11 protein-coding genes are annotated in these 12,293 nt (G+C 44.3%); 1 reads left to right on the top strand and 10 read right to left on the bottom strand.

What is annotated here, in order from left to right:
- Positions 1–44 precede the first annotated feature (44 nt).
- The 4 genes from pduA to BET01_RS04065 form a co-directional block, all read right to left on the bottom strand.
- Positions 45–323, bottom strand: a complete 279-nt coding sequence (pduA, locus tag BET01_RS04080; RefSeq protein ID WP_120195489.1) for a propanediol utilization microcompartment protein PduA — start codon at positions 321–323, stop codon at positions 45–47.
- Between the two features lie 88 nt (positions 324–411).
- Complete coding sequence (gene pduB, locus BET01_RS04075; RefSeq protein ID WP_120195488.1) at positions 412–1,185, bottom strand: propanediol utilization microcompartment protein PduB; 774 nt, start codon at positions 1,183–1,185, stop codon at positions 412–414.
- 26 nt (positions 1,186–1,211) lie between these two features.
- Positions 1,212–2,129 carry a glycyl-radical enzyme activating protein gene (locus tag BET01_RS04070; protein WP_120195487.1) on the bottom strand — a complete coding sequence of 306 codons (918 nt, stop codon included), beginning with the start codon at positions 2,127–2,129 and terminating at the stop codon, positions 1,212–1,214.
- A gap of 33 nt (positions 2,130–2,162) precedes the next feature.
- Positions 2,163–4,685, bottom strand: a complete 2,523-nt coding sequence (locus BET01_RS04065; RefSeq protein WP_120195486.1) for a glycyl radical protein — start codon at positions 4,683–4,685, stop codon at positions 2,163–2,165.
- Between the two features lie 395 nt (positions 4,686–5,080).
- On the opposite strand from BET01_RS04065, the gene BET01_RS04060 reads away from it, so the two are divergent.
- Entirely contained in the window at positions 5,081–5,542 is a 462-nt protein-coding gene (locus BET01_RS04060) for a GlcG/HbpS family heme-binding protein (RefSeq protein ID WP_120195485.1), read from the top strand.
- Positions 5,543–5,595: 53 nt separating this feature from the next.
- Here the strand turns inward: BET01_RS04060 and BET01_RS04055 are convergent, their stop codons facing one another.
- From BET01_RS04055 to BET01_RS04030, 6 genes are all read right to left on the bottom strand, one after another.
- On the bottom strand, positions 5,596–6,480 hold the full coding sequence (locus BET01_RS04055) for a hypothetical protein (RefSeq protein ID WP_120195484.1): 885 nt from the start codon (positions 6,478–6,480) through the stop codon (positions 5,596–5,598).
- Positions 6,481–6,529: 49 nt separating this feature from the next.
- Entirely contained in the window at positions 6,530–7,723 is a 1,194-nt protein-coding gene (locus BET01_RS04050; RefSeq protein ID WP_120195483.1) for an acetate/propionate family kinase, read from the bottom strand.
- Positions 7,724–7,941: 218 nt separating this feature from the next.
- Complete coding sequence (gene dnaB, locus BET01_RS04045) at positions 7,942–9,273, bottom strand: replicative DNA helicase (protein ID WP_120195482.1); 1,332 nt, start codon at positions 9,271–9,273, stop codon at positions 7,942–7,944.
- Positions 9,274–9,284: 11 nt separating this feature from the next.
- A complete protein-coding gene (gene rplI, locus BET01_RS04040; RefSeq protein ID WP_120195481.1) occupies positions 9,285–9,731 on the bottom strand; it encodes a 50S ribosomal protein L9 in 447 nt (148 codons plus the stop codon).
- Complete coding sequence (locus BET01_RS04035) at positions 9,731–11,791, bottom strand: DHH family phosphoesterase (protein WP_120195534.1); 2,061 nt, start codon at positions 11,789–11,791, stop codon at positions 9,731–9,733. Before BET01_RS04035 ends, rplI begins: the two co-directional genes overlap by 1 nt.
- A gap of 120 nt (positions 11,792–11,911) precedes the next feature.
- Positions 11,912–12,289, bottom strand: coding sequence for a LytR/AlgR family response regulator transcription factor (locus BET01_RS04030; protein WP_120195480.1), 378 nt, complete (start codon positions 12,287–12,289; stop codon positions 11,912–11,914).
- Positions 12,290–12,293: the final 4 nt, after the last annotated feature.

Genomic DNA, 12,293 nt, shown 5'->3' with positions numbered 1-12,293 from the left:
ACCTCATTTCTGGCAACGGGACTTTAGTCGCCCCACAACCATATTTACTGAAGAGTTGGAAGAACTTTTTCAACATCGGAATGAGGACGTGGAATTACATGAGTAGAAACAAGTTCGCCTACGGATGCTGCTGCGGAAGCACCTGCATCTGTTGCAGCTTTTACTGCACCAACATCTCCTCTTACCATAACAGTTACAAGTCCTGAACCGATTTTCTCATATCCAACTAATGTTACGTTTGCTGATTTTACCATTGCATCTGCTGCTTCAATTGCTCCTATTAAGCCTTTTGTCTCAACCATACCTAATGCATCTGCGCTCATTGTTAAGCCTCCTTATTATTCTTGAATGTTTTCTTTCCTGGTTTCTTAGGGCGTGTCTGAAAACTGCTTCTTTCCAGACACACCCTAGTTAAATGTAAGGTGTCTCAGAGGTTTTTGGTTCATCTCCCAAAGCTCCAAGCATTTTCTTGCCTGCTTCAATTGCAGCTTGCACGGCCTGCCTTACTGCTCCGGAATCTCCGGTAAAGGTGAGGATTACCTCGTTGGAAAAGCTGGTTCCTGATGCTGGGGAACTATAACCTACCACTTCAACATTGGCTGCTTTTACTGCAATATCTGCCAAAACAGTACCAATGGCTGCGGGACCTGCACAGGTCATTCCAAAGGCTTTGCCTACTGGTGCTCCAAGTGCCTTTTCCAGACAATAGCTGGCTCTTGCCGTATACTGGAATTCCAGATGACCTGCATCATTGGAGTAAACATCTCCAAAGTATTTTGGCAGTACCTGAAGTGCGATTTCCACTGCCCTTTTGGCATCGGATACATCTTCTGCACCGATATAGATTAAACTTCCGTGTCCGGCTCCGCCTTTGGTATCTCTTGGAAGCTCTACAGAAATAATCTCTGTATTGGTTGCCTTTACTGCTTCATCTACAGCCCAGATCTGGGGGCCGGCTCCGACTCTGCCTCCAATAATACCAACCGAACGGTACTTACCTAATTTCATAACATCGGCAAGCATTGGGTCAACACTGGCAATTACAAGTCCTATGGTATCGCCAATGGCAGTTCCTACAAATTCAGTCATCCCAATTCCGTTTGCTGCCGGACGTGTTGTTTCTTTCTTGATTCCAAGCTCATCAGATACTTGTTTCATTACTTTTTCAATTAACTGCTGATCCATTCTTTTCCTCCATTCTCAATTCGAATTTATCCACCAATTACACACCGAAAACCATATTCTTCCACAATTGCCTTGCACTCTGTAAGATCTTCCGGATTCAATGGCTTTACATGTTTCAGTTCGTAATCCTTCCCTAACAGTTCATATTTGTTCTCTCCAAATGAATGATAGGGAAGAAGGTGTATGGTTTTAATCCCTGTCAGGGTTTTTGCAAATGCTACTATTTCACGAATTGCCTCTGGGGAATCATTAAAACCTGGAATCACAGGAACCCGAATCACCGTATCTGATATCTTGGTAATACGGGGCGCATTTTTTAATACTACTTCATTGCCTGCCCCCGTAAACCGCTTATGCTGTTCCGGGTCCATATGCTTGATATCCAGAAGAACCGTATCTACATATGGGATAACCTGTTCCACCGCTTCCACGGTTCCGATTCCGGTGGTTTCCATGGCAGTGTTCCAGCCCTGCCCCTTACTGGCTTTTAATATCTCTGATGCAAACTCATATTGCACCAGTGGCTCACCGCCAGAGAGGGTGATTCCCCCTCCGGAACGGCGGTAAGTAGTGGCATCTTTTTTTAATTCCCGTATCACCTGCTGAACGGACATGGTCTTTCCTTTTGAAACAAGGGCTCCTGCCGGACATGCATTGGCGCACTCTCCGCAACTGGTGCACGTTTCTCTGTCTATCCAGTTTTCATTTTCCGGGCTGATGGCTCCCACTTTGCACACATTGATACAGCGTCCGCAATGAATACACTCATCTCTTTTATACATCATGACTGGTTTTATACTCTGGGATTCCGGATTACTACACCACTGGCAGGAGAGAGGACAACCCTTTAGAAATACGATTGTACGGATTCCCGGACCATCGTGCAGGGAAAACCGCTGGATATCAAATACGGTTCCCGTCAGATTATAATTAATTGACTGCATGCCGACTCCCTTCTTTTTCTATGCAGGAACCATTTACAACGTCTGCTCGGTACGGCTTATAATGTCATCCTGCACTTCTTTTGCAAGCACGGTAAACTGTGCACTGTATCCAGCGACTCGGACTACAAGATCCTTATACTGATCCGGATCTTTCTGAGCCGCAAGAAGGGTATCACGGTCAATTACGTTAAACTGCACATGCATGCCCTTGTGATCAAAGTAAGAACGTACAATGGAAGCAAAATGCTTCAGACCATCATCTCCCGCAAGTGCTGCTGGAAGGAATTTCTGGTTATATAAGGTTCCGTTTGAGTAGTTTGCATGATCCAGTTTAGAAACCGACATGGCAGCCGCAGTCGGACCATTGGTATCTTTTCCTTGTCTTGGGGATACGCCATCTGCAAGAGGTGTCTTAGCCAGTCTTCCGTCTGGAAGAGCACCTACATCCTTACCAAATAATACGTTGGCAGATACGGGATAACATCCTGCCTGGAACTGACCTCCTCTTGGGTTTTTGTATTTCTCTACCTCATAGGAATAAATCTGTCCACAGCGTCTTGCAATCATATCCACTTCGTCTTCATCATTACCAAACCATGGTGTATTCTCAAGAATTCTCTTAACTTGTGCATAGTCTTCCTTGTTGCCTGAAACTTCTTTTTGAGGCTTGCTTAACTGTGCCTGCAAATCAGCAAGATTGATGGAACCGTTATTGCTTAAAATTCTCTTCACTGCTTCATAAATTCTATCTTCATCCGTTGATTCCGTTGCAGAACAAGTCTTGTCACAGCAGTCACCAAAGTTATGATCAAGAGCTTCTTTTAACTGCTCCATGGTAATCTCTTTGTTTTCAAAAACGTGCTTCTTGATTGCGCAAAGGGAATCTCCTGCATCAGCAACACCAAACGCCTGAGGTCCAGTGAAGTTATAGAATGCCCCACCTTCCTGAACACTCTTACCACGACCGATACAGTCATCAACCAAAGCAGATAGGAATGGAAGCGGTGCACGTTCTGCATGGGCATAATCCACACAGTTATCTGCCTCAGCAAGATGGTAAACAAAATACTCCATCTGCTTTTTGTAAGCCTCTAAAAGCTGCTCTAAATTGGTAAAGGAAGTAATATCTCCTGTTATAGGACCTAACTGCTTATCCCCGGCCTTTCCGTTATTAAGAGTGATTTCAAGGACCTTTGCAATATTAAAGAATGCTGCATCATGCCAGCCTTCTGTTTTATGAGGACACTGTGGCTCCACACAACCGATGATACAATAATTTCTTGCGTCTGCTAACGATACACCCCTGTTGCAAAGAGCTGGAATAATTACTTCGTCGTTATACATGGCAGGAACACCAAAACCTAAACGGGTTAACTCACAAGCTCGATAAAGGAATTCGTCGGGAGTGTTTTGATGAACACGAATGGAGAATGATGGTGCAGGAAGTTTTACATGTGCAACTGCCTCCATACACATATAAGACATTTCATTTGTTGCATCCAGTCCGTCTTCTGTCTGACCACCTACAATTAAGTTCTGAAATACTGCATATCCAGCAAATGCCTGAGCAGAGACTTCATCTCTGGTCTTATTGATATCATTTAACTTAACCCATACACAGTCTACCAATTCCTGGGCAAACTCATGAGAAATGCCTTTATCGATAGCAAGATAGGGATTCATGTACTGGTCAAAACGTCCTGGTGAGATGGAGTGCCCATTGGCTTCAATCTGAAGGAGGATCTGTACAAACCAGAAGGATTGACATGCCTCATAGAAGTTAGTCGCCCCTTGTTCCGGAACCTTGTCACAGTTTGCTGCAATCTGAAGCAGTTCTGCTTTTCTTGTTGCATCCAGACAAACCGCTGCCATCTCTCTTGCTTTTTCTGCATAACGATGTGCAAACTGAATGGCTGCACTATATGTAATGATGAGAGCTTCATAGAAATTTTTCTTCTTAATATAATCAGGATCACTGGTATCAAGCTTTGCCATCGCTTCCATTACTTGACGGATAATACCGGTAAAGCCGATTTTTAATACTTTGCCGTAATCCACGCACACGTGTCCTACACCACCATAGAAATAGTTTCCTACGGTAAATACACCATTGCTGATGCAGTCCTTTGTCTCCTGGGACATATAAGAATCTGCTAAGGCACTGGTAGTCTTTCCATCCCAGTACTTAAATGCTTCTTTTAACTCCGCTGCAGTCTCCTTTGGAATCCGGAATGGATCTGCAATTCTGGTTGCCATGGTATCAAATTCTTTCTCTACCCATTCATAGGAAAATTCAGGGCAGATTTCGGTGGAACGAAGATTCTTTGTAATTGCACCTACAATCAATTCATTGTCATGAATGGTGATCGGAAGACTTCTAAATATCTTCTCCGCTGCCCTTGCTCTCCTCATAATCGGAGACAGCCCTTCCGTCTCTTTATAAGATTCCGTTACTAAAACGGCTCGTTCTGATTCAACATATGGAACTGCATCCACAATAGCTCTTTTTAGTTTTTGTATACGCTCCGTTGGCTCTGTAAACCCTTTTGCAAGCATAAAATATCCTCCTTCTACATAACAAGTTTTTTGCTAATTCCTCTGTCCACATCATATCCCATCCAGGCGAAAACAATGAAATATTATTAAAACATAAAATTTGTACAATCCAGACTTCTTCTATTCTTGACCGGTTATCCAGGCTTTTTTAGTCCCTCTCAGATCAAGGTTTAAGGTGTTAGATACCTTTTGTCTCGTATGTTCCATCTTACTAGAAATAAGACCTGAGATTCCAGTAATCTACAGACTGATTTCATGTATTATTGAAACCTCCGCTTTTTGCACCATCTGTATTGGATTATCCATTTTTTCGGATTGTACTGTAATTGAAAGCAAAAGACATCCCCTATATAATGGTGTTAAATCCATGAAAGTCCCTATAAGGAGGTATTCTTGTGAGTGATTCCCAAATGGCGGGAGAAATTGCAGCGGCTGTAATTCAAGCTTTAAAAAGTGAACGCATGACTTTAGAAGAGGCCTTACGTATCATCAAAAGAGGGGAAGAGATGGCTTGGTCTCTTCATGTTCCCATGGTCTTTACCGTGGTGGATGACGGAGGAAACATGGTTGCCATGCACCGCATGGATCATTCCCTCCTTGCCGGAATATCGGTATCCCACGCAAAAGCATATACTGCGGCTGCGCTGCGCATCTCAACCGAAGAAGCGGGCAAAACCGTTCTTCCGGGACAGCCTCTTTACGGTCTCCAGCAGACCCACCCGGGGAAATTCTGCGTCTTTGGCGGCGGCATCCCCTTAACATACAACGGCCGCTTCCTTGGCGGACTAGGTGTATCAGGAGGCACAACAGAGCAGGATATTGCCGTAGCCAGACACGCTGTAAGTGGCTGCCCATAACGAAAAATAAGCATGAACCCGCTACGAAGCGGGTCATGCTTATTTTTTATGGACTAGGTCAGGAAAAAACCATTTCCAAATATTATATTTACAAGAAAGGTGAAGATAAAAATGGTACATGCAGGAGGATCCACATGGGTATCACAATGACTGTTAAACGTCCTACTCACAAAATCACCAAACAATGCGGTCAAAATACCAAACAACACTCCCATTAGGGGATTACCAGAAAGCACTGCCGCTAACGCGGAGACCAGGGCGATGTGATGAGAGGAGGGGACAGCAAAACCTGTCTGGGTAAACATCAATGAAAACGCTGCTATCCCAAAGCAAAGGACGGGAAAGTTTCCAATCGCTGCTTCCGATGCACCTCCTGCTGCCATGGTTTGATACACAAATCCAGTGGCGGTTCCAATACCGGCACCAAGCAATATCAGACAGTAAAGCTCTTTTCCTCCTGCTATGTAGGTTCTTTTTTCCCCTTGCTGCACCGTTCCAGTCAGACCAGTACTTCCAAATGCAAAACGTGCGATGAGGGCAGATACAATAACCGTAATTCCCGGAAGATCCGTATTTAACCGAAGGACACTTCCGGCAAGATAATGAATGACAAATCCAAGTACTCCAAACACTCCGCCAACGACCAGGGTCATGGGATCACACACTCCGTAGAGAGGGGATAAAATATCTGTTCCACTTTTTAAAAGCTTCTTCTTTCCTGCGTAAGCTGCAGCCGCAACTCCTCCTGCAAAGGCAATATGAGGACCCAGATAAGAACCAAATGCAACGTAACCTATGGTTGCATCCGCTCCTCCTGCCATTGCCACCGCCGCGCCTGCAATTGCAAGCACTCCAGTTAGGATAAATGCTGGAAGTGCTCCTAAGTAAGCCCCCATGACTCCTCCGCCAAACGCCCCAATGAAAGCAAAAATACTCATTCTTTTCCTTCTCCTTTTGCTTATTTATTAGTATCCATTGATAAATGGATTACTGAACAATAGAAATTGTCTCTCTGGCAATCGCTAATTCTTCATTGGTAGGAATCACCAAGACTGCAACTTTTGAATCAGCGGTAGAGATTAACTGCTCGCTTCCTCTCTTTGAATTTGCCTCTTCATTCACAGCAATTCCTAAAAATGCAAGCTGATTACAGATTTTCTTTCTCATACTTTCATCATTTTCTCCTACGCCTGCGGTGAAAACAATGGCATCGATTCCGCCCATGGCTGCTGCATAAGCCCCAATATATTTTACAACCCGGTATGTAAAGGAATCCAGGGCTGTCTGTGCTCTGTGATTTCCTTCTTCTGCGGCCTTCATAATATCACGAAAATCACTGGATACTCCGGACACACCAAGAACACCCGATTTTCTGTTTAATACGTCAAGCATCTCAGCGATGGTTAAGTCTTCTTTCATCATGAGGAACTGCATGGCACCAGGATCAATGTCTCCGCTTCTAGTTCCCATTAAGAGTCCTTCTAGAGGAGTAAATCCCATGCTTGTATCCACAGATTTTCCATTTTGTACGGCTGAAATACTGGAACCGTTCCCCAGATGACATACAACAATCTTCATGCCCTCATAATTTCGGTTCAAATAGTTAGCCGCCCTCATGGAAACATAGCTGTGGCTGGTTCCGTGAAAACCATATCTTCGAACCTTGTATTTTTCATAATATTCATATGGAATACCATAGAGATAAGACATCTCCGGCATGGTCTGATGGAATGCCGTATCAAATACTGCTACCATGGGGGTCTCTGGCATCAATTCTTTGCACGCACGAATGCCGGTTAGACTGGCCGGATTATGAAGGGGAGCTAATGCACAGCACTCTTCAATGGCTTTTAATGTCTCCTCCGTGATGAGAGCGGAGGATGTGAAAATCTCTCCTCCATGGGCCACTCTGTGTCCCACAGCTCTCACTTCGTTTAACGTCTTTATCATACCCGACTGTTCATCGGTGAGCAATTTCTGCATAATTTTAACTGCTTCTTTGTGTGTGGGCATAGAAGCTTCAGTCACACTCTTTTCTTCGCCCTTTCTCTGGTAAGTGACCTTGCTTCCTTCAATTCCAATCCGTTCGCAAAGTCCAATTGCCATCACTTCCTCTGATTCCGTGTGGATTAACTGGAACTTAAGGGAAGAGCTTCCGCAGTTAATTACCAATGTGTACATAATTGTTCCTCCTGCTTGTTCATCTACCTGATCTTTCAGACAGGAACATTATAACATCATGGCCACTGGCACTAGGTGCATTATACAGACAGGAAACCAGTAAAATACATACCAGTTTCAGTATTACTCCGTCTGGTTTTGGTTTATTCGCCCATAGCGGGCAAACTAGAAAAAGGGACCCTCCAAATATAGGAAGATCCCTTTTACTATTCTTATCATTACCGAGCCATGTTTGCAAACTTGGTGTATTCTGGTCTCCAGACCAGATTCACGGTTCCAATGGGACCGTTTCTTTGCTTTGCAATTATGACTTCAGCAATATTAGGCATATCTGTATCTTTATTATAATAATCATCACGATATAAGAACATAACAACATCGGCATCCTGCTCGATGGCTCCAGACTCACGAAGGTCAGAAAGCATGGGCCTGTGGTCTGGTCTGGTCTCGCAGGCACGGCTAAGCTGGGATAATGCGATAACAGGAGCACTTAATTCTCTTGCAAGGGATTTTAAGGACCTTGAGATCTCTGAGATTTCCTGCTGTCTGTTCTCTCCGCCTTTTCCGCTTCCACTCATAAGCTGCAGGTAATCGATGATGACTACACTAAGACCGTGTTCAAGCTTCATCTTACGGCACTTGGAGCGAAGCTCCATAATGGTGATTCCAGGGGTATCGTCAATAATCAGCTTTGAGTTACCAATGACTCCAATTCCCTCCACGACTGCATCCCAGTCGGTATCGGATAAAGTTCCGGTTCTAAGCTTCTGGGAGTCTACGTTGGATTCCATAGCTAACATACGGTTTACCAACTGCTCCTTTGACATCTCCAGACTAAATACCATACAAGGAAGACCTTTATTAACCGCTACATAGTCTACTAGATTAAGTACGAATGCCGTCTTACCCATAGAAGGACGGGCGGCGATTAAGACGAAATCAGAGGGCTGTAAGCCAGACGTCTTATAATCTAAGTCAATGAAGCCAGTGGGGATTCCAGTAACAGTCCCCTGGTTTTTGGAGGCTTCTTCAATCTTTTCTAATACATTCATAGCTACCTGACGGATTGGAACAAATTCTCCAGAATTTCGGTTCTGTAAGAGATTAAATATGGTCTTTTCCGTATGTGCCATAATGGTTTCAAGAGACTCTTTTCCCGCGTAACAGGAATTGGCGATCTCTTCGTTCACCTTTATCAAACGCCTTAAAACTGCTTTGTCTCTTACGATATTGGCGTAGGACTTAACATTGGCTGAGGTGGGAACTGTGGTTAAGATATCTCGAACAAATTCAAGGCTGGATACTTCAGGCGGCACATCTTTTACCTTTAATCGGTTCTGAAGGGTTACCAGATCCACTGGCAGATTCTCATTAAAAAGCTCCAGCATGGCTTCAAACATGATGCCATACTGGTTCTGATAAAAATCTCCTGCTGTAACGATTTCGGAAGCCGATATGATCGCATCCCGGTCCATTAACATGGAACCAATAACAGACTGTTCTGCCTCTATGCTGTGGGGGAGCACCCGCTTAATCAGGGCGTCATCCATAGTTATGCCTCCTAGCTTTCTACTACCTTAACAATTAATTTTGCAGTTACTTCTTTGTGAAGCTTGATAGGAACTTCATGGGAGCCAAAGGTTTTAAGAGGCTCTGGAAGGACCAGTTTCTTTTTATCAATATCCATGGAAAGCTGACTTTTAATGGCCTGGGAAATCTCCTTACCTGATACAGAACCAAAGGCTCTTCCGCCTTCTCCTGCACGTATGGAAAGAGTAATGGATAATTCTCCAATCTTTGCAGCAAGCTCTTTTGCAGCGTCTAACTGTTCTGCCAAAACCTTAGCCTCGTTTGCTTTTTGAAGCTTTAAGTCATTTAAATTCTTAGTCGTTGCTTCAATTCCAAGCTTTTTGGGGAGAATGAAATTTCTTGCATATCCATCATTCACCTTAACGATCTGTCCCTTTTTCCCTAATGCCTTTACGTCTTCTAATAATACAATATCCATTATGATATGTCTCCCTTCTCTAACATCTCTTTAATAACCGCTTTTAAGCGGGTTTTTGCTTCTTCAATGGTCACGTCTGTAAGCTGAGCGCCTGCAATGGTCCGGTGGCCTCCGCCGCCTAGCTGTTCCATCATCACCTGGACATTCACCTCGTCGATGGAACGGGCGCTTAGATACACCGTGTTGTTGTAATATGACATAACGATGGATGCTTTCATGCCGGCGATATCAAGTAGCTCATTGGCCGCCTGGGCACCTATGACTGTAGGGCTTCCGATTCCTTCTGACGGGCAAACACTGATTGCAAAATACCCTTCAAAAATCTCTGCCTCTCTAACTGCCTCTGCCTTTGCCTTATAATCTTGAAGATTATCCCGAAACAGCTTTCTCACACGGACCACATCGGCTCCGTTTCTCTTTAAGAAGGCCGCTGCCTCAAAGGTTCTGACTCCGGTTTGATTGGTGAAATTATGGGTATCAATTACAATTCCCGCATACAGAGCATCCGCCTCTGCGGACTTAATCTTAATCCCGTCTGCAATATATTGAAGCACCTCTGCAACCATCTCACAGGCTGAGGAGGCGTATGGCTCCACATAGGATAACACGGCATTCTCTATGATCTCACTGCTCTGCCTGTGATGATCTAATACCACGATGGTCTTAACCAGGCGCAACAGCTCAGGTGCATCGGTGATACTTGGGCGATTGACGTCTACCACCACTAAGATGGTATTGGCATCTACCAGTTCCGCTGCCTTCGCTCCGGTTAAAAACAGATCATCCGGATAATCCGGATTACCGATAAACCGATCCTGCATCGGGCGAACTGAGGTTGTTACTTCATTAATAATAATGTGGGCTTTTTTGTTTAAGGCAGTGGCAATACGGTATATACCAACCGCTGCGCCAAAGGAATCTACGTCTGTGAGACGATGTCCCATAATTAAAAGCCGGTCTTTCGTCTCCATAAGCTCCCTTAGGGCATGTGCTTTTACTCTGGCTTTCACGCGTGTGGTCTTTTCTACCTGAGGTGCCTTGCCTCCAAAAAACTGGATCCGCTCCCCGTCCTTGACCACCGCCTGATCACCGCCCCGTCCAAGGGCCATATCAATGGCAATTCTTGCATAATCATAATTGCGGTAATAGGTATCTCCATTTATTCCAAGGCCGATACTTAAAGTTACTGCCATCTCGTTGCCAATATTCACACCTTTTACTTCTTCTAAGATGGAAAAGCGGTTTTCTTTCAGCTCCGCGATATAAGACTGTTTAATGGCTAGGAAATACTTGTCTTTTTCCAGCTTCTTGACAATTCCATTCATATTGGTGATATACTTGGTGATTTTACGGTCTATCAAAGCTGTAAGAAGAGAACGGCGCACCTCTTCCACACTTTCTAAGGCCTCCTCATAATTATCCAGATAAATTAATCCTGCAACCATCTTCTGGTCATCTACCATCTGTTTGTAAGTAAGGATCTCCGTCTCGTCAAAAAGATAGACCGCTACAAGCGTCTCACCGGCGTCGTCTATATCCACAGACTTGCCTAGGCCCAGTGATGTGTCTTCCATCGTCACTGCCTTTAAATGAATCTTATACTTGCGGTCATTTAGCGTGGCATGAAGCTCCTTCTTCCCGTCTTTCAGTTGAAAAGCCTCTTTGGTTATCTCTGGAAAAATGGTCATTATGTTCTTTCTTGTTACCTTAAGAGGTTTTTCCTCACCCAGAACCTCTGAAAATGCTACATTACCCCAAAGGACCCGCCCACTCTCATCTGCGATCCCATAGGGGAGTTCCAGATCGGTAAGAAAATTCTTCTGCATCCAGGAATATTCTGCGGAAAACTCCACAAGACCGCCAAGCAGACGCTTCCTTCTGTAAACATAAAGCCAGACTGCGATCCCAGTATACAAAAGTGTGAACAAGGCCATGATAATGCCTGCCTTTGCGCTGGCTGCCCCCACGACCACGTTAGCGATGATCCACAGTGCGCTCAGATAAAGCGGCCACTGCAAATAGGTTCTCAGCTGCCCCCTTATTTTAAAATTCTCTTTCATATCTTTCTCCTTATGGAAAAAAGGGTCTTTTTTCACTATCTCCATATTATAACATAGGAAAATGGGTTCGTCCATTAAAAGAAAAACCCACCCCAACATGGACAAACCGAGGAAATACGATTATTCTCCAGTGCCATATTCCCCGATATACTGATCCACAATCTTTTTAATCTGAGTCTTTTTATAGGGCTTAATGATAAACCCGTAAGCCCTGATCTTCCACGCCTCCAAAGAAAAACCGGGGATTCCAGAAAGCAAAACCACCTCCGGTGGATTCGCCAGCTCATAAAGCTTGGCTGCAAGGGTAATGCCGCTAATCTCTGGCATGACTACGTCAGAAAACACCAGGTGTACTGGATGTTCCTTTATATACTGCATGGCTGTGACAGCATCGCTGAAACTGCCTAATAGTTCGACCTCTTTCATCTCTTTCAAGATTTTGGTTATTTTATCTAACAATTCCTCCGAATTATCGATTGCTACCACTTTGATGCTCATAACG

The organism is Lacrimispora algidixylanolytica (assembly GCF_003609635.1).
GTDB lineage: Bacteria > Bacillota > Clostridia > Lachnospirales > Lachnospiraceae > Lacrimispora > Lacrimispora algidixylanolytica.
Note: the sequence above shows the minus strand (reverse complement) of the source record. Positions and strands in the feature narration are given on the sequence as shown.